The sequence below is a fragment of the Mesorhizobium delmotii genome (assembly GCF_900149755.1).
GTDB lineage: Bacteria > Pseudomonadota > Alphaproteobacteria > Rhizobiales > Rhizobiaceae > Mesorhizobium > Mesorhizobium delmotii.
In genome coordinates, this window is sequence record NZ_FUIG01000013.1 from 430,723 (window position 1) to 447,802 (window position 17,080).

A 17,080-nucleotide genomic window follows, 5' to 3' on the forward strand; every position below is an offset into this window, starting at 1 on the left:
GGTTAGGCGTCGATCTCGATCGCCGTCAGCGGCTTCGAACAGCAGGCAAGGATGAAGCCGTCGTCGATCTCGTGATCGAGGATGCCGCCATTGTGGCTCATCTCGACTGTGCCCGAGACCTTTTTTACCTTGCAGGTTCCGCACAGGCCGAACTCGCAGGCTGCGGGAATTCGTACGCCCGAAGCGCGCGCCGTCTGCAGCACGGTCTGGCCGGCAATGCAGTCGGCATCGACATCCGAAAGCGAAAAGCGGATCGGCGTTGCGGCCTCAGTAGGTATCTCGACCCCGCCCTCTGCCGGCCCACCCTTTGCCGGCCCACCCTCTGCCGGCGAACCGAACGGGGCCGGTATTTCCTCAACCCCTGGGGCCGCGAAGCTTTCCTGATGATAGTTGGCCATGTCGAAGCCGGCCGCCTCCAGCATCTGCCGCACCGCGCGCATGAACGGATCGGGGCCGCAGCAGAAAATTTCGCGCTCGCGAAAATCGGGCGCCAGCAGCGGCAGCCGTATCGCGTCGATCCGGCCCATATGGCCGAACCAGCCCTCACGGCTGGACCGCTCCTCGATCATGAAGCCGAGCGTCAGGCCCGGCATACGGCTGCCGAGCAGCTCGAGCTCCTTGCGGAAGATGATCTCCTCGGGCTTTCGCGCGCAGTTGACGAAGCCGACATCTGTCCATGGCGCGCAATCGTTCAGCCAGCGCAGCATCGACATCATCGGCGTCACGCCGGAGCCGGCCGAAATGAACAGATACTTGGCCGCGGGATGGCTGTGCAGCGAAAAGTCGCCCGCCGGCCCATAGGCCTTCACGTGAACGCCGGGTTTCAGATTGTCGAACATCCAGCGCGTGCCGATGCTGCCGGCCTGCTCTTTCACCGTCACCGCGATCGAGAACGGCCGCGACGGCGAGGACGACAGCGTATAGGTCCGCATCAGCGGGCTTCCGGTGGTCGGCAGTTCCAGCGTCACGAACTGCCCCGGTCTGTAGCGGAACCAGGTCTGGTTGTCGGAGCGGAAGGTGAAGGTCTTCACGTCAGGCGCCTCGTCGCTGACGCCGATCACTTCCAGCACCTGAAGCCTGTCGTTCCAGGGCGTCATCTCGTCGAGATGGCGGTAGAGCCCGAGATCCGTCATCGCATTCATCCCCTTGACCTCGCTCAGGCGACGCTGCGCAACGCCGGCCGGCCGTCCTCGGCAAGGCGCGGCCCGATGAAGGAGGCGTACCATTCGACGAACTGGATGACGCCGCTCTCATGCAATTCCGAATAGGGGCCGGGCTCATAGGCCGGCGACAGGATGCCGAAGGCGTTTTCCTCGACGATACGGCGGTCCTGGTCGTTGGTCTCGGTCCACACATGGGTGAGATCGGCGAGATCGTAATCGACGCCTTCGACCGCGTCCTTGTGGACAAGCCATTTGGTGGTGACGGCCGTTTCCGTGGCACTGATCGGCAGCACGCGGAAGGTGACCGCATGATCGCCGAGGATATGGTTCCAGGTCGTCGGATAGTGATAGAGCAGCAGCGAGCCGATACGGTCGGTCGAAACGTCGTCGGAGAGGTTCTTCTTCACCGCACGTCTTCCCGTCATCGTGTAGCTGACGGCATCGCGCAGCAGCGGCGCGCGGGTGGCGCGATACTGCCCGGCCGGATCGATGCGGAACTTGCTCGGCAAGCCCGCCGCCTCGCATTTCGCCCAGTGCGCGAGCATCTCCGGATCGCTGTCGGCGCCCTGCACGCCGGTCACGGTCGGCGCTTCCGGGAATGTCTTGCACAGTTCCGGATGGTTGCCGGCGCAATGGTAGCACTCGCGGTTGTTTTCCCAGACGAGCTTCCAGTTGCCCTTCTCGACGATGGTCGATTCGAAGGCGATTTTTGCCTCGCGCAGCCGGTGCGGCAGGAGGTAAGGCTCGATTATGGCGCGCATCGGCGCGAAATCGGCGGGCTCCTTGGCCAGGCAGATGAAGATGTAGCCACTGATGCTTTCGCAAGCCACCGGCTTCAGGCTGAACTGGCTCTTGTCGAAGCCGTCCGCCATCTGCCTTGCGAACAAGAGCCGGCCGTCCAGCTCGTAGGTCCACTGGTGATAGGGGCAGACGAGCTTCGCCGCCGTACCCTTGTCGGCGTTGCAGACGCGGCTGCCGCGATGCCGGCAGGAATTGTGGAAGGCGTTGATCTTGCCTTGCTGGTCGCGGACCAGCACGACCGGATAGTCGCCGATCTGGGCGGTGATGTAGCTGCCCGGCTTCGGCAACTCGCAATCGTGGCCGATGAACAGCCAGTCGCGATACCAGATCAGCTCCATGTCGAGCTTGAAGAAATCGGGATCGGTGTAGAAGGGCTGCTCGAGCGAGTAGCCTTCCCTGCGGCCGTGCAAGAGCCTCAGCATGTCGTTGCGCGCATCCATGTCCTGTCCTCATAGCCGTCGCATCGGCCCGAAATCGGAATCGATTTCGGAAAGCACGATGCGCAATTCAAAGTCTTGGAGCGTACTTTGTGCGTCCAAATGGACGCACGTCGCTCCAAAGACTGAACTGGTGGTGATGGAGGGAGGATCGGCCGCAAGCCGGCGACAGGGCCGGGCATGCACTATCCACCTCTTGACCGCCCACCGCGATCAGTCGAGTCTAGAAATCTCGGGCTGGTTTCCGGGCTCTGGAGTGTCCTTGCGGACCATCGCGACACCTTCCCAGGCTTGGGCCTAGTGGTCTCCCGTTGCGACTTGAACTCCACCACCGTTGCGGGGGCAGCGCCGGGTTCTGACCGGCTTCCCAATTCTCCGCTTCGTCGTCACCAAGCGGCACCTGAGATGGCGTGATCTAATCATGACGGCCGGCTGACTGTCGGCATGAAAGCGACATCGTATCCATGCGGCGCGACACCGCCGGCGAAACCTGTGGGCCGGGATTTGAGGAAGGTGAAATTTGCGCCTGCTGCGAGCGCTGCCGGTCCTGAAAGCGTGCCGGATTGACCATTGCATGGCGCCGAAATGGTTAACGATTCGACAACAACTCAGCACCGGCTTTTTAAGCCGCTTCTAAAATCGAACCGAACGGTTCGTTTCTGTTGACAATGCGTGCATGACGCTGTGAACGCAGGTCCGGCAATCCGTCAAATGGTCGATTAGCCTTTTTGTCTTAAACCTTTGAAAACAAAACAGAAAGCAATGACGAGAGAAGCCTCTTGTACAATTTCAAGGTGTAGATTCTTGGTCCACACGGAACAACTTCGTGATTGGAATCTGCCAGATGGCCTTCCCACATCGGGGCTGTCCGAACGACGCGAATCCCTCTCAAGACACGCCGCTAGACGGACGGAAAACTAAAGATACTGGAGTTCCAAAAATGAAAAAGATTGCTCTTACTGCCGTCGCCGTTCTGGCCATCACCGGCAGCGCCTTTGCTGGCAGCGACCATTATGGGTCCAACGGCGCCAATCAGCCGACCGCCTCGGTCGACAGTTCGTATACGGCTTCCATTCAGAAGTCGGCTCACGCTGAAAAGCCCGTCGACCAGGGCGCCGACCGCAACCTTTTCGGCAACAATTAACAGCTGATCCCAGACCATGATCCCGAAGTGGAAACCGGTTTTCGGAAAAGATCATGGTCAAACAACAAGACAAAGCGGCCAGTCCGCCGCTCGGGATCTGAAAAATTCAGGAGTACTAGAAATGAAGAAGATCATTCTTGCCACCGCCGCCATCCTGGCTGTCTCCGGCAGCGCTTTTGCCGGCAGCGACAACTTTGGATTGAACGGCGCCAACCAGCCGGCCGCTGCGGTCGACAACGGCTCGTACACGGCTTCGATTCAGAATTCGGCTTCGGCGCAGAATCCGGTTCCGGCTGACGAGAAGCCCGTCAATGGCAGCGACCGTAACCTCTTCGGCAACAACTAATGTCGATCCCAACAGCAGCGGCGGCATTGTCTTTCACAAAGACCGCGGCCGCCGCGCTGATGGCATACGAAAATCCAGGATTACTGAAATGAAGAAGATCGTTCTCACCGCTGCGGCACTTTTGATTGCTGCCGGCAGCGCCTATGCCCGCAACGACAACGTTGGCGGAACCGACATCAACAAGCAGGCGACCGTCAACGTCGACAACACGCAGACGTCTTCGGTAAGCAATACCGGCTCGCCGGTTTACAAGCTGCTCAATTCCTCGGGCGACGTACAGAAGTCCGCCCCGCAGGGCAGCGACCGGAACCTGTTCGGCCGCTAACAGCGACCTGAATGCAATGCACAAGAGCGGCGGGCCTTGCCCGCCGCTCTTGTTTTTGCCTTCGCCAAACTGCCTGATCCAGTAGTTAGGCTGCCTTTGCTTCCGCCATGTGGAGTGTGAAGGAATGTCCGTCGGCGTCGAAAATATGCAGGTCGCCGGGATCGGCATTCAACCGCAACGCAGCGCCGCGCTTGACTTCGACATTGCCTGGCAGCTTGGTCACCAGCGGCAGGTCGGCGCGGCCGATGTCGACATAGACGAGCTGGACCTCGCCGAGCTGCTCGACATAATCCACCGTTCCCTCGAAAAGATAATCGGCGCCGATGGCGATCATCAGATCCTCCGGCCGCACGCCGAAGCTGACCGAAGCACCCTTCACTGACGCCGGCGTGGCGATCGGCACCGTCGCCTTGCGCCCGCCGACATGACTGACGATGGTCGGGTCGCCTGATTTGTCGATCGTCGCCGGCAGGATGTTCATGGCCGGCGAGCCGATGAACTGGGCGACGAACAGATTGCCGGGTCTCTTGTAGAGCTCCATCGGCGTGCCGACCTGCTCGATATGGCCCTCCTTGAGCACGACGATGCGGTCGGCCAGCGTCATCGCCTCGACCTGGTCGTGGGTGACGTAGATCATCGTTGTAGCAGGCATCGACTCCTTGAGCTTGGCGATCTCGATGCGGGTGGCAACCCGCAGTGCCGCGTCGAGGTTCGACAGCGGCTCGTCGAACAGGAAGACCTTCGGGTTACGCACGATGGCGCGGCCGATGGCGACGCGCTGGCGCTGGCCGCCCGACATCGCCTTGGGCAAGCGGTCGAGATATTTGGTCAGCTGCAGGATTTCCGCCGCCTGGCGCACCCGCTTGTCGATCTCGGCCTTGCTCTCCTTGCCGATCTTCATCGAGAATGCCATGTTGTCGTAGACGGTCATGTGCGGATAGAGCGCATAGGACTGGAACACCATGGCGATGCCGCGCTTCGACGGTGGCACGTCGTTCACCACCTCGCCGTCGATCTTGAGCTCGCCGGAGGTGATTTCCTCAAGCCCGGCGATGGACCGCAGCAAGGTCGACTTGCCACAGCCCGAAGGGCCGACGAAGACGATGAACTCGCCCGACTTGATGTCGAGGTCGATGCCATGGAGAATATTGAGATTGCCGTATGATTTCTTCACTTGCCTTAGCGTGACATCGGCCATGATTCCCTCCAGTGAATTGCAAATTCAGTCGATACGCCCGAACCAGGCGCCGTAGCCGCAGAGGCTGATAGAGCCGGCGACAGTCTGTCCCGAAAACCCGTGCCCCGGCAAGGGCTGCAGCGAGCGTCCGCCGAGATTGACCTCGGCCGGTCGGCTGCCGAGATTGAAGGCGCAGACGATCTGCTCATTGCCCTCGCGGCGCGTGAAGGCGACCGTATCGCCCTCGCTTTCGATGAAGTCGATTTCGCCCTTGGCCAGCGCCGGATGTAAACGGCGGAAGGCAAGAAAGCGCCGGTAATGTTCGAGCAGCGAGCTGTTGTCGCCCTGCTGCACATCGACCGCTTGCGAAAGGTGCTTGGTGGGCACCGGCAGCCAGGGTTTTGCCTTGGAGAAGCCGCCATTGCTGTCGGCGCCATTCCAGACCATCGGCGTGCGACAGCCGTCGCGGCCCTTGAACTCCGGCCAGAAGCGGATGCCGTAGGGGTCCCGCAGATCCTCGAATTGCAATTCCGCTTCGCCAAGACCAAGTTCCTCGCCCTGATAGATACAGACCGAGCCGCGCAGCGACATCAGCAGCGCCGAGATCACCTTGAGATAAGCGGTCCGGTCGGCCTCGTCGGCCGCCCAGCGCGAGGCAGTGCGCATCACGTCATGGTTGGAGAAGGCCCAGCACGACCAGCCGTCGCTGGCGACCTTGCCGAAGGCCTCCAGCACTGAACGCACCTTTGCCGCGCTGATCTTTTCGGGCGCCAGGAAGTCGAACGAATAGCACATGTGCACGCGCTTGCTGCCGGTGGTGTAGGCCGCCACCACCTCCAGTCCGCGCTGCGAATCGCCGACTTCGCCGACCGCCGCCGTCGCCGGATATTCATCAAGCAGGGCGCGGAAGCGTGCGAGGAAACCGAGATTTTCGGGGCGGCTCTTGTCGTAGAGGTGGTCCTGGTAGTTGTAGGGGTTTACGGAAGGAGCAGTCTGGTCGTTGCGCTGTTCGGGCGGCAGCGGCGGATTGTCCTCCAGGCCCTGGCTGTGGAAGTAGAAATTGATGGTGTCGAGGCGGAAGCCGTCGACGCCGCGCTCCAGCCAGAAGCGGGTGACATCGAGCAGCGCATCCTGGACCGCGCGGCTGTGGAAGTTGAGATCGGGCTGCTCGGCCAGGAAATTATGCAGGTAATATTGCTGGCGGCTGGTGTCCCACTGCCAGGCCGAGCCGCCGAAGATCGACAGCCAGTTGTTGGGTGGCGTGCCGTCGGGCTTGGCGTCGGCCCAGACGTACCAGTCCGCCTTCGGGTTGGTGCGGCTCGAGCGGCTTTCCCTAAACCACGGATGGATGTCGGCGGTATGCGACAGCACCTCGTCGATCATCACCTTGAGCCCGAGCCTGTGCGCCTCGGCGGTCAAGGCATCGAAATCGGCCAGCGTGCCGAACATCGGATCGACGTCGCAATAGTCGGATACGTCGTAGCCGAAATCCTTCATCGGCGACCTGAAGAACGGCGAGATCCAGATGGCATCGACGCCGAGCGCCGCGATATAGGGCAGCCTGCGGATGATGCCCCTGAGGTCGCCGATGCCGTCGCCGTTGGAGTCCTGGTAGCTGCGCGGATAGATCTGGTAGATCACGGCACCTCGCCACCAGTCGCGGTCGACGGCGACGTCGGGGCTCAACGTCGCTTTCACAGCGGATTGCATAAGCTCAACCTCCTTTCACCGAGCCGGCGAGCAGCCCGCGGACGAAATAGCGCTGCAGCGAGAAGAACACGATCAACGGCACGACAATGGTGATGAAAGCCGATGTCGTCAGGATCTCCCAGTCGCCGCCGCGCGAGCCGAGCAACGCGTTGAGTTTGGCGGTCAGCACGATCTGGTCGCCCTCGGTACCGAGGAAAACCATCGCGACCAGCAGATCGTTCCACACCCACAGGAACTGGAAGATGGCGAAGGAGGCCAGCACCGGGAACGACAGCGGCAGCACGATCTTGACGAAGATCTCGAAATCACTGGCGCCGTCGATGCGCGCCGATTCCATGATTTCGCGCGGCAGGCCGGCGATGTAGCTTCTGAGGAGATATATGGCGAAGGGCAGGCCGAAGCCGGTATGCGCCAGCCAGATGCCGAGATAGGTTTTCGACGGCACGCCGAAGAAGCTGCCGACGCCGTTGTAAAGCTTCAGCAGCGGGATCAGCGACATCTGCAGTGGCACGACCAAGAGGCCGATGATCACCGCGATGAGCAACGCCCGGCCGGGAAAGCGCATCCAGGCCAGCGCATAGGCCGCGAACGCCGCGATCAGGATCGGGATGACCGTCGCCGGAATGGTGACGGTCAGCGAATTCATGAAGGAGCGGCCGATGCCTTCCGAAAACAGCACCGTACTGTAATTGTCGGTGGTGAATTTCGGCGGCGCCGACGAGGCGTAGTAGACGCGCTGGCCGCGCTCGCCCTCGAAGGGCTTGGTTGAGGTCATGACGAAACTGCCGTCGGCGTTGAGCTGCAAGGTCTCGCCGTCGCCGAGATCGGCTGTGGTGCCGGCGGGATATTGCGTCGGCGCCGACGACTTGACGCCGAAGGCGCTGATGTCGCGGGCCGGATCGTCGCCGAAGATGTTGCCCTCGAGGACGAACTTGCCGTCCTTCTCGACTTGCGCCGAGGCGGGTGGCAGCCGGCCCGCTTCCGTCTGGGTGGAACTGGCGAACGAGTTCCACCAGCCCGAGGCGATGATCTGATCCTTGTCACGCAGCGATGAGACGAGAATGCCGAGCGTCGGCACGGTCCAGATCGCGACGAAGATGAAGACAGCGATATGGACGCCGAAACGGCTGGCAAAGGACTTTCCGGTCGCCACGGCCATCTCAATGTCCTCCCGTCTCTTTGTTCGCCTGCCGGATGTTCCAGACCATGATCGGAATGACCGCGATCATGATGATGATGGCGATGGTGGCGCCGCGGCCGAAATCGCCGCCGCCGCGGAACATCCAGTCGAACATCAGATTGGCCAGCACCTGGCTGTTCCATTGGCCATTGGTCATGGTCAGCACGATGTCGAACACCTTCAGCACCAGGATGGTGATGGTGGTCCAGACGACGGCGATCGTGCCCCAGATCTGCGGCACCATGATCTTCCAGAAGATCTGGAACGGATTGGCGCCATCGATGACGGCCGCTTCCAGCGTCTCTTCGGGGATGCCCCGCAAGGCAGAGGACAGGATGACCATGGCAAAGCCGGTCTGGATCCAGATCAGGATGATCATCAGGAAGAAATTGTTCCAGAACGGCAGCGATATCCAGACTTGAGGCTGGCCGCCGAAATACTGGATGATGGCGTTGAGCAGGCCGATCTGCGTCTGGCCTGCGCCGCGATACTCGTAGATGAATTTCCAGATGACGCTGGCGCCGACGAACGAGATGGCGAGCGGCAGGAAGATGAGGCTCTTGGCGATGGTGCCCCACCAGATCTTGTCGGTGAGGACGGCGATGATCAGCCCGAGGAAGGTGCAGGCGGCAGGCACGACCGCCAGCCAGATGATGTTGTTGAGGATGGAGGTGCGGAATTCGCGGTCGCCCAACGCCCATTCATAATTGGCGAAGCCGACGAAATTGGCGCCACCGCGATCGAGCAACGACAGCCTGAGCGTCTCCACGACCGGGTAGATCAGGTAGATGGTGAGGATGATCATGGCCGGACCGACGAACAGCCACGGCCGGATCATCCCCTGCCGGCGCAGATTGTCGATGGCCGCAGCACCTGCAACGCCGCGCGACGGGAAGATGATGTCCACCAATTTGTTGGCGCCCCAGAAATAGGCGACGCAGCCGCCGACGCCGACGATGATGACTGTTATGGCCGAGAAAATCTGAGCCGCCACGGGTCCCTCCCTCTGCGCATGATCCGCCAGTCGAGAATGGCTTTGACGACGGGATCATTGGCCGATTCATTTGTTTGGAACGCGACCGGATGCAAGGCAGGGTTCTACTCTTGCTGGTCGCGCGCCATGCCGGAATGTGCTCATAAAAATTGCTGCGCCGCCGGTCGGATCCGCGCCACTGAGGCGCGGATCCATTCAGGATCGGTAGTCAGAACGTTCAGCCGGGGCCGCCTATTTGATCGCGTCCCAGCTCTTCTGGATGTCGGTGGCGACATCCTGGGCGGACTTGCCGCCGACGAGATCGATCATGCCGGTCCAGAAGGCGCCGGCGCCGATCTTGCCCGGCATCAGGTCCGACCCGTCGAAGCGGAAGGTCGAGGCTTCGGCAAGGATTTCGCCCTGCTTCTTCAGTGCGTCGCTGGCATAGGCCTCCTTGTTGACCGATTTGAACGGCGTCACGAAACCGCCCTGCGCCATCCAGATCTCATGGGCGAGCGGCATCTTCAGGAATTCGATGAAGGCGCGCGCGGCCTTGGAGTCCTTGGTGATCATGGCCAGCGTGCCGGCGCCGAGCACCGGGGTGCCGAGGTCGGACTTGGAAGCGTAAGGTGGGTAGTAGAAGAAGTCGGCGTCCTGGCCGATCTCAGTGCCTTCCGGGAAGAAGGTCGGGATGAACGACGCTTGATGGTGCAAATAGCATTTCGGCGGCACCGAGAAGAGGCCCTTCGGGCTGTCGCGGAAGTCGGTCGCCGCCACCGCCTTGGCGCCGCCGTCGACCATCTTGTCGTCGGTCGCGATCTTGCCGAAAATGTCGATGGCGTTGACCACCGCCGGATCGTTGAACGGAATCTCGTTCTTCACCCACTTGTCGTAGGTCTCGGGCGTCTGGGTGCGCAGCATGATGTCCTCGACCCAGTCGGTCGCCGGCCAGCCGGTGGCGCCGCCCGAACCGAGTCCGATGCACCATGGCGTGCCGCCGTCGGCGATGATCTTCTTTTCAAGCTCGGCGAGCTCTTCCTGTGTCTTCGGCACCTCGTAGTCGGCTTCCTCGAAATTGTCCGGCGAGTACCAGACCAGCGATTTCACGTCGGCCTTGTAGGGGAAGGCGAAGAAGCCCGGCTTGCCGTCCTTGTCCTTGAAGGTGCCGAGATCGACCCATGACTGGCCGGCGCCGTAATTGTCCTTGATCCAGTTGGCGGTGTCATCGCCGAGCGGCGTCAGCAGGCCCTTGGACGCCAGGTCCTGGATCAGGCCCGGCTGCGGCAGCACGGCGATGTTGGGCGGGCTTCCGGCCTGCGTGTCGATGACGATCTGCTGTTCGTAATTTTCCGACGATGAGTATTTGATCTCGGCGCCGGTGGCCTCCGAGAAATAGTCGAGAACGGTGCGCACAAGGCCCTCGTCCTCGCCGCGCCATGGCCCGAAGATCGACAGCGTCTCGCCCTTGAGGTCGACCTTCTTCAGCTCTTCGTAATTCGCCCAGTTGAAGCGGGGGTCTTCGCCCGGCTTGAACTTCAGTTCGGCTTGCGCCGGCGCGCCCAGGACGAGCGTGACAAACGCGGCGCCCAGCAGAAGCATTTTCTTCATCGGTATTCCTCCCAGTGGTCACGAACACTCGGACGAAACCTCCATTCCGTCCGCCGACGCTGCAGGACTGTGACTCAGTCGGAAAGGAACCGCAACCTTTCGAAGAGCCTTCCAAAGCGCTTTGGTCTTTTTGATCACGCCATGAAATCGATCAGGAGTCAAGGGGGCGAAGAGGCTAATCGATTTAGTTCCTGCCGATGTATGAGCATATAAAGTGCGCTGCAGCATGCCTTTTGGGCGATACAGCAGTAAATTTTGCTTTAAACTGGTCAGAAACGGTGCTTATGGTCTTTTACATGCAGCAGCGCTGCCAGTGGCGGCCGGCAATCCCATGGTTAAAAGCGCTTTGAGGCTTGGAGGCCTCCAGTGAACCTCAAACAGCTCTCCCACATGCTGGCGCTTTCGCAGACCACGGTAAGCCGCGCGCTGAACGGCTACCCGGAAGTCAACGAGGAAACGCGCCGGCGGGTGATCGCCGCCGCCAAGCGCCACGGCTACCGTCCCAACCCGAGCGCGCGCCGGCTGGCTACCGGCAAGACCGGGATGATCGGCTATGTCTTGCCGACCGGGGCGGCCGTCGACATCGACCCGCATTTCGTCGAATTCCTGTCCGGTCTCGGCGACTACGCCCGTTCTCACGAACTCGACCTGGTGCTGTCCCCGGCCGATGCCGACGACCAGGAGACCACCTATCGGCGCATCGTCGCCAACCGGCAGGTCGACGCCGTCTATATCTCGTCGCCGAGGCCGGCCGATCGGCGGGTGGCGCTGGTCAACGCGCTCGGCATCCCGTTCATCGTCCATGGCCGCAGCGAAGGCCTGGATTTCGACTATCCTTTCACCGACATCGACAATGAGGGCGCCTTCCACGAAGCGGCACGGTTGCTCGTCCAGCTCGGGCACCGGCGGCTGGCGCTGATCAACGGCGACGACCGCGAGACCTTCGCCATTCACCGCGAGCGTGGCGTGCGCCGGGCGCTGGCGGCAAGCGGCCTGGTGCTATGCGAAGGCCATGTCTGTTCCCTCGCCATGACCGAGGAGAATGGCTACCGCGCCGCCAGGCGCTTACTCGACCAAAGCGATGCGCCGACCGCGATCGCCTGCTCCAGCCTGATCATGGCGCTCGGCGTCGTGCGCGCGGTGCGCGATCTCGGCCTGACCATCCCCGGCGACCTGTCGCTGATCGCCCATGACGACGTCTTCCCCTGGCTGAAGCCGGAGAATTTTTCGGTGCCGTTGTCGACGACGCGTTCGTCGATCCGCTTGGCCGGCGCGCGCATCGCCGAGCGGCTGGCGGCGCGGATTTCGGGATTGGAGGAGGGCGCCCGCGGCGAAGTCTGGCCGGTCGATCTGGTGATCAGGGGATCGGTCGCCGGCGCGCCGACGTAGGGATCAAATTCCAATCACTCTGAGCGACCGAGTTCGACCCGTTGTAGACATAAGACCGCAATCACGTTTGAGGCCAACGCTTCTTCGGTGTTTGTGCGGCCAAGGCAATGGTTTTTTCGTCACGTTCGCGAATATCGATCACATCACGGGCGGAAAACGGTAACTCAACCCCACTCCAAAGCTCATCATTCTGAGCAACTGCATACGGATCGTTATCGAGGACACCCAAGTAGCCTCCGTCGATCCGCTCACGCACCAGCACCCACATGCGCTCTACGGCGACGGGTTCATTCTCATCATCGACCGAAATTCGAAAGATCAGTTTCGCGAGATCTCCCGGTTGCAACCCTTCTCGTTCATGCGAATCGGGTATCCAGAATGTGTTCGGCGACGCCCGATGATATTCCTCGCCATCATCCAGGCACCACCCGTCCAATTGGAAATCCGGTTCACGCATTGCTCTATCTTAGGGGCCACATGGATGTCGGGAAACCACCCATCTCGGCCATCTGCGGCAACGAGTTTTGAGCCTATTCCATGTCGCCCAAAAATGCTGCGGTTTGCGATAATGCATAAAACAGAAGCTTGAAGCGTTAGACCTATTCCTTCACCGCCTCGGCCGCCTTGGCGTCCAACAGGCCGTAGCCGAAATCATTGTCCCGCCCCTCGGGGCCAAGGTCCCTGGCCGTGGCGGCCAGTGCCTTCTCGACCCAGTCGGCGGAGCGGTCGGGCGCGGTATGCAACAGGTTGGCGATGGCGCCGGTCACGATGGCCGCGGCAAACGAGGTGCCGGTGACCACATCCGAACCGGCACCGCTCGGCGCCACCATCTCGACGCCGGGGGCGGAGAGGAAGACGTAGGCGCCGCGATTGGCCTGCTGCATCAGCCCGTCCTTGGCATCGGTGGCGGTCACCGCGATGACGCCGTCGAAGGCGGCCGGGTAGCCGTAGGGCGCCTTCGGCCCGTTGTTGCCGGCGGCGGCGACCAGCACGATGCCCAAGGCGCGTGCATTGCGGCAGGCGACGCCGAGCAGGTCGTTCTTCGGGCCGACGAAGCTCATATTGATGATGCGGACGTCCTGCTCCGCCGCCCAGTCGAGCGCCGCAAGGATGACGTCCATGGTCGATTTGCCGCCCTCGAAGGCGCGGGCGTGATAGATCCTGGCGCCTGGCGCCATGCCTTTGAGCGCACCGACGCCGGCGATCAGGCCGTCGATCGAGGTGCCATGATCGCGCGCCTCGATCGGCACGTCGGGCATGGCGTCGAACTGATCGGCGATGACGCCGGAGAGCGCCGGATTGGTATCGTCGATGGCGGTGTCGACGACGGCGATACGTACATTCTCGCCGCTCGCCTCTCTCGAATCGAGCGCAATGCGCTCGAAGGCATAATTGACGATCGTGGCTGCCTGCTGCAGCGAGTAGATATGGTTGGGCTCGCGCCGCAGAGTGCGGCCGTCGGCGGCAAGCTGCGCCAGCACGACGCCGACCGGGCGGCTGTCGGGAATGCCGAAGCGCACCAGCGTGGTGCCGAGCAGCTGAGACTGGCGCTGTGAACGCACCTCGAGGCCAAAGGAGGCGGCGATCTGCTGAACGGCGTCGTCAGCCACCGTCACCAGCACCTCGTCTGCCACGAAATCACCGACGACGGCGCGCGGCGGCTCGGCCGCGACGAGATCGGTGGGCGAAATGACCGGACTGCCCGGCGCGGCGGCCTGTATCGCTGCCGCGCCGGCAGGCGGGACCGGTGGTGGCAACGCACCGCTGGCCGGATCGCGGCGTGGATCGGGCGTCGGCAGCGGAGCCTGGCCGCCGCCGACCGGATTGGGGAACAGGTCGACGATCAGCGCGGGAAGAAAGACCGCATTTGTCGCGGCGGAACCTGCGCCAGGCCTTTCGCCGCTGCCATCCTCTGTGTCGCCCTTGACGCAGTCGGCCGCCGCCGTCCCTCGGTTGAGGCAGTCGATTTCCCTCTGGGTGAGGTTCGGATCATTGGTCTGCGCCGACGCGGGCGCGGCGGCGATCGTCATCGCCGCCACAACGAGCGCCGCAAATCGAATGACCGCCCTAGCCGCCATCGACCGGTTTCCTTCCCTCGACCACAGCCTCCGCAAACGGCTGGGCGGCAATGAGGCCGAGCACTTTTTCATAGTCGGCGGCAGTCGTGGCCGGGATGCCAAGACGGAACACGCCATCGGCAGTCGGCCCGCCGGCAATCTTCAGCTGGTGTTCGCCAAGAAAAGCGACAATGTCGGCCATCTTAGCATCCGGCTTGAACTTGACCAGCGCGAACGGCATTTTCGCCAGATCGCCTTGCTGGCCGGCAATTTCGAAATCGCTGTCCATGCCGCCGGGCCGCTCAAACGACTGCACCACAACAAGCGCCAGCAGAGCGGCGGCCGCAGCCCAGGCGACGCCGGCCGGCAGCGCCGTGAAGCGGCCCCACACCTGCGCCAGCCAGGACGATGCCGCCGGCGCGCGCACCGGGCCGGCTTCGGCGTCGAGCGCTCGGGCGAAGCGGCCGAGCGCATCGGCCGGCGGACGGATCGCTTCATTGGATGCAGCGGTGCTGGAGAATTCGGCTTCGGCCTCGCCGAGTGCGGCAAGCGCTGCCGGGTCGGTCGCCAGCCATTCCTCGACGGCTTCGAGTTCCGCACCTTCCAGCGAGCCGTTCAGATAGAACGGCAGCAGCGTTTCCATTTCATCGCGGCGCGACATCTTTTCAGCGGCGCTCATGGCCACCCCCTGTCGTAACCGGCGGCGTTGAGGGCCTCGCCGAGTTTCTTGCGGGCGTAGAACATCCTGGTCTTGACGGTGGCGACCGGAATACCGAGCACCTCGCCGATCTCGCTCACCGACTGTCCGTGGTAATAGGCAAGGTCGATCACCGTTCGGTGTTCTTCCGGCAAGGCATCGACGAAGCGCCGCAACGCGGCGCCCTTGTCTTCCTTCATGGTGACGACTTCCGGCGTGTCGGCGCCGTCGGCGATCTGGGCCGCGTCATCGTCGTCGATCCAGTCTTCCTTTTTCTTGCGCAGCGACGACAGCGCCTTGAAGCGGGCGATGCCGAGCAGCCATGTCGAGACTTCCGAGCGGCCCTCGAAGCCGGGCGCCTGGCGCCAGAGTTCGAGAAACACCTCGTTGGCGATATCGTCGGCCATCATTTCCGATCCGGTCTGGCGCACCACGAAACGGTAGATCCGCGCGTGGTGGCGCATGAACAGGAGCCGCACGGCGGCACGATCGCCCTTCGCGACCCGGCCGACAAGCGCGCGATCGGTTTCCGTCGCTGCCGTCATGGCCGGTCGAGCCGCCTGGCTCCTGCCTGCTCTGTCGCTGATCGGCCCAAAAAGGTTCACCGCTTTCCGCCCGGATTTTTGAAAGCTAACCGAAGAGCGGAGAGGTTGCCAGAGTGTACGTTCTCCCGGTTTTTAAGGGTCCTGTCTCAGTCAGGGGCGCCAAGCAAAAGGCGGCCGTCAGGCTCGCAGTGACGGCGGCCACAAGGCGGCTCATGCGCGTCGGGCAAGGTGCAGTCGTTCAGCCTCGGACGGAGCGCCATTGGACGACACCGCCGCGCAGGATTCCCGACAGTTTTGTAACTCACCGGTCCGCTGCCGGGCGACTAAGGTCCCGATCGCAACCACAACCCAGCTGAAGAAGCGAATGTCATGACCAACAACAGCTTTGCGGCCGCGATTCTCGTGGATCGATCGCCGATGCCGGTGTTCGATGCGCTCAATCGTCCATGCGACTGGTGGGGCGCATGAAGCCTTGCGCGGTCGGAAGGAGCTTTCCATAAGACAGATTAGGCTGAAAGCGCCGGGAGGCTTGGAAAATCTCAAGCTGGTCGAGACGGATTGCCCGGAACCAGGGCCGGGTGAGTTGCTTGTCAGGATACGGGCGTGTTCGTTGAATTTCCACGACAGCATGGTGGCGCTGGGAAAGAAACCGTGCGCCGATGGCCGTATCCCGCTGTCCGATGGCGCTGGAGAAGTAGTTGCGGTCTCAGATGATGTCCAAGAATTCAAGGCCGGAGATGCCGTCGTCAGCACCTATTGGCCCCATTGGCTGGCCGGCGAACCGACGCCAGCCAATAAGAGTGGCGAATTGGGAGATGATGTTGACGGCTATGCCCGCGAGTATGTGTGCATGCCGTGGCACGCCTTCACAAGGGCACCGGCAGACTTCACGCATATGGAGGCGGCAACGCTTACCTGTGCCGGCGTTACCGCCTGGAAAGCCCTGATGGTGTGCGGGCAGGTAAAGCCCGGTGATACGGTGCTGGTCCTTGGCACGGGAAGTGTATCGCTGTTCGCGCTGCAATTCGCAAAAATTGCGGGCGCTCGCGTTATTGCAACCTCTTCATCGGAGGAGAAGCTGGAAAAGCTGAAGCGGTTTGGAGCCGACATAGTCGTCAATTACAAGGCAGTGCCGGATTGGGGCCAGAAGGTAAGGATTTTGACGGACGGACGCGGCGTCGATCATGTGATCGAGGTTGGCGGGCCCGGCACGTTGGAGCAGTCGATAACAGCTTGCAGGATGGGCGGTCACATCGCACTAATCGGTGTCTTGACTGGTTTTGCCGGACAAGTTTCGATCCCGGCCCTGTTTTCCAATCAGATTAGGGTCAGCGGAATCTCGATTGGCAGCAGGGCAGACCAAGAAGACATGATTCGTGCCATAGAGGCCAACCGTTTGAAGCCTGTTATCGACCGCGGTTTTCCGCTGCAGGAGATCGCCAATGCCTTCAAGCACTACGAGTCCCAAAAGCATTTTGGCAAGGTCTGTCTCGAACTTTGACTGCTGTATCTGGCCTCCATTTGGCGT

The 17,080-nt window shown here is 62.0% G+C and carries 16 protein-coding genes and 1 riboswitch; of the genes, 5 read left to right on the forward strand and 11 right to left on the reverse strand.

All coding sequences use genetic code 11. From position 1 onward, the window contains the following. Positions 1–2: 2 nt before the first annotated feature. Both BQ8482_RS03585 and BQ8482_RS03590 read right to left on the reverse strand, forming a co-directional pair. Positions 3–1,133, reverse strand: a complete 1,131-nt coding sequence (locus BQ8482_RS03585) for an FAD-binding oxidoreductase (RefSeq protein WP_123147354.1) — start codon at positions 1,131–1,133, stop codon at positions 3–5. Between the two features lie 23 nt (positions 1,134–1,156). Next, positions 1,157–2,404, reverse strand: coding sequence for an aromatic ring-hydroxylating oxygenase subunit alpha (locus BQ8482_RS03590; protein ID WP_123146290.1), 1,248 nt, complete (start codon positions 2,402–2,404; stop codon positions 1,157–1,159). Positions 2,405–2,619: 215 nt separating this feature from the next. Next, positions 2,620–2,820: riboswitch (cobalamin riboswitch) on the reverse strand. A 521-nt stretch (positions 2,821–3,341) separates the two neighbouring features. Between BQ8482_RS03590 and BQ8482_RS03595 the strand changes: the two genes are divergently transcribed. The 3 genes from BQ8482_RS03595 (at position 3,342) to BQ8482_RS03605 (ending at position 4,216) form a co-directional block, all read left to right on the forward strand. Then, positions 3,342–3,545 (forward strand): DUF680 domain-containing protein, encoded by a 204-nt coding sequence (locus tag BQ8482_RS03595; protein WP_123146291.1) that lies wholly within the window; start codon positions 3,342–3,344, stop codon positions 3,543–3,545. Between the two features lie 121 nt (positions 3,546–3,666). Next, entirely contained in the window at positions 3,667–3,891 is a 225-nt protein-coding gene (locus BQ8482_RS03600) for a DUF680 domain-containing protein (protein ID WP_123146292.1), read from the forward strand. Positions 3,892–3,979: 88 nt separating this feature from the next. Next, complete coding sequence (locus tag BQ8482_RS03605; RefSeq protein WP_123146293.1) at positions 3,980–4,216, forward strand: DUF680 domain-containing protein; 237 nt, start codon at positions 3,980–3,982, stop codon at positions 4,214–4,216. A gap of 85 nt (positions 4,217–4,301) precedes the next feature. On the opposite strand, the gene BQ8482_RS03610 is transcribed toward BQ8482_RS03605, so the two are convergent. The 5 genes from BQ8482_RS03610 to BQ8482_RS03630 form a co-directional block, all read right to left on the reverse strand. Next, entirely contained in the window at positions 4,302–5,414 is a 1,113-nt protein-coding gene (locus BQ8482_RS03610; RefSeq protein WP_123146294.1) for an ABC transporter ATP-binding protein, read from the reverse strand. 24 nt (positions 5,415–5,438) lie between these two features. After that, on the reverse strand, positions 5,439–7,103 hold the full coding sequence (gene bglA, locus BQ8482_RS03615) for a beta-galactosidase BglA (protein ID WP_123146295.1): 1,665 nt from the start codon (positions 7,101–7,103) through the stop codon (positions 5,439–5,441). A 4-nt stretch (positions 7,104–7,107) separates the two neighbouring features. Continuing rightward, the gene (locus BQ8482_RS03620) at positions 7,108–8,262 is read right to left on the reverse strand and encodes a carbohydrate ABC transporter permease (RefSeq protein ID WP_123146296.1); all 1,155 of its coding nucleotides are present in this window, start codon (positions 8,260–8,262) and stop codon (positions 7,108–7,110) included. A gap of 1 nt (position 8,263) precedes the next feature. Then, the gene (locus BQ8482_RS03625; RefSeq protein ID WP_123146297.1) at positions 8,264–9,277 is read right to left on the reverse strand and encodes a carbohydrate ABC transporter permease; all 1,014 of its coding nucleotides are present in this window, start codon (positions 9,275–9,277) and stop codon (positions 8,264–8,266) included. A gap of 231 nt (positions 9,278–9,508) precedes the next feature. Further along, a complete protein-coding gene (locus BQ8482_RS03630) occupies positions 9,509–10,864 on the reverse strand; it encodes an ABC transporter substrate-binding protein (protein ID WP_123146298.1) in 1,356 nt (451 codons plus the stop codon). Between the two features lie 366 nt (positions 10,865–11,230). Between BQ8482_RS03630 and BQ8482_RS03635 the strand changes: the two genes are divergently transcribed. Next, positions 11,231–12,253 (forward strand): substrate-binding domain-containing protein, encoded by a 1,023-nt coding sequence (locus tag BQ8482_RS03635; protein WP_123146299.1) that lies wholly within the window; start codon positions 11,231–11,233, stop codon positions 12,251–12,253. 61 nt (positions 12,254–12,314) lie between these two features. Here the strand turns inward: BQ8482_RS03635 and BQ8482_RS03640 are convergent, their stop codons facing one another. The 4 genes from BQ8482_RS03640 to BQ8482_RS03655 form a co-directional block, all read right to left on the reverse strand. Continuing rightward, positions 12,315–12,710: a DUF2314 domain-containing protein gene (locus BQ8482_RS03640; protein ID WP_123146300.1), complete on the reverse strand. Its 396-nt coding sequence runs from the start codon at positions 12,708–12,710 to the stop codon at positions 12,315–12,317. A 142-nt stretch (positions 12,711–12,852) separates the two neighbouring features. Next, entirely contained in the window at positions 12,853–14,331 is a 1,479-nt protein-coding gene (locus BQ8482_RS03645; RefSeq protein ID WP_123146301.1) for a S8 family serine peptidase, read from the reverse strand. Further along, positions 14,321–14,989 carry an anti-sigma factor gene (locus BQ8482_RS03650; protein ID WP_123146302.1) on the reverse strand — a complete coding sequence of 223 codons (669 nt, stop codon included), beginning with the start codon at positions 14,987–14,989 and terminating at the stop codon, positions 14,321–14,323. Before BQ8482_RS03650 ends, BQ8482_RS03645 begins: the two co-directional genes overlap by 11 nt. Next, positions 14,986–15,552 carry a sigma-70 family RNA polymerase sigma factor gene (locus BQ8482_RS03655; RefSeq protein WP_123147355.1) on the reverse strand — a complete coding sequence of 189 codons (567 nt, stop codon included), beginning with the start codon at positions 15,550–15,552 and terminating at the stop codon, positions 14,986–14,988. The genes BQ8482_RS03650 and BQ8482_RS03655 overlap by 4 nt, the downstream gene beginning before the upstream one ends. A gap of 496 nt (positions 15,553–16,048) precedes the next feature. On the opposite strand from BQ8482_RS03655, the gene BQ8482_RS03660 reads away from it, so the two are divergent. Continuing rightward, entirely contained in the window at positions 16,049–17,053 is a 1,005-nt protein-coding gene (locus BQ8482_RS03660; protein ID WP_123147356.1) for a zinc-dependent alcohol dehydrogenase family protein, read from the forward strand. Positions 17,054–17,080 lie beyond the last annotated feature (27 nt).

What these genes read in the sequence shown, in the direction of transcription:
- BQ8482_RS03585 (WP_123147354.1), bottom strand. Translation starts at nt 1,133, where the DNA reads ATGACGGATCTCGGGCTCTACCGCCATCTCGACGAGATGACGCCCTGG.
- BQ8482_RS03590 (WP_123146290.1), bottom strand. Translation starts at nt 2,404, where the DNA reads ATGGATGCGCGCAACGACATGCTGAGGCTCTTGCACGGCCGCAGGGAA.
- BQ8482_RS03595 (WP_123146291.1), top strand. Translation starts at nt 3,342, where the DNA reads ATGAAAAAGATTGCTCTTACTGCCGTCGCCGTTCTGGCCATCACCGGC.
- BQ8482_RS03600 (WP_123146292.1), top strand. Translation starts at nt 3,667, where the DNA reads ATGAAGAAGATCATTCTTGCCACCGCCGCCATCCTGGCTGTCTCCGGC.
- BQ8482_RS03605 (WP_123146293.1), top strand. Translation starts at nt 3,980, where the DNA reads ATGAAGAAGATCGTTCTCACCGCTGCGGCACTTTTGATTGCTGCCGGC.
- BQ8482_RS03610 (WP_123146294.1), bottom strand. Translation starts at nt 5,414, where the DNA reads ATGGCCGATGTCACGCTAAGGCAAGTGAAGAAATCATACGGCAATCTC.
- bglA (WP_123146295.1), bottom strand. Translation starts at nt 7,103, where the DNA reads ATGCAATCCGCTGTGAAAGCGACGTTGAGCCCCGACGTCGCCGTCGAC.
- BQ8482_RS03620 (WP_123146296.1), bottom strand. Translation starts at nt 8,262, where the DNA reads ATGGCCGTGGCGACCGGAAAGTCCTTTGCCAGCCGTTTCGGCGTCCAT.
- BQ8482_RS03630 (WP_123146298.1), bottom strand. Translation starts at nt 10,864, where the DNA reads ATGAAGAAAATGCTTCTGCTGGGCGCCGCGTTTGTCACGCTCGTCCTG.
- BQ8482_RS03640 (WP_123146300.1), bottom strand. Translation starts at nt 12,710, where the DNA reads ATGCGTGAACCGGATTTCCAATTGGACGGGTGGTGCCTGGATGATGGC.
- BQ8482_RS03645 (WP_123146301.1), bottom strand. Translation starts at nt 14,331, where the DNA reads ATGGCGGCTAGGGCGGTCATTCGATTTGCGGCGCTCGTTGTGGCGGCG.
- BQ8482_RS03650 (WP_123146302.1), bottom strand. Translation starts at nt 14,989, where the DNA reads ATGAGCGCCGCTGAAAAGATGTCGCGCCGCGATGAAATGGAAACGCTG.
- BQ8482_RS03655 (WP_123147355.1), bottom strand. Translation starts at nt 15,552, where the DNA reads ATGACGGCAGCGACGGAAACCGATCGCGCGCTTGTCGGCCGGGTCGCG.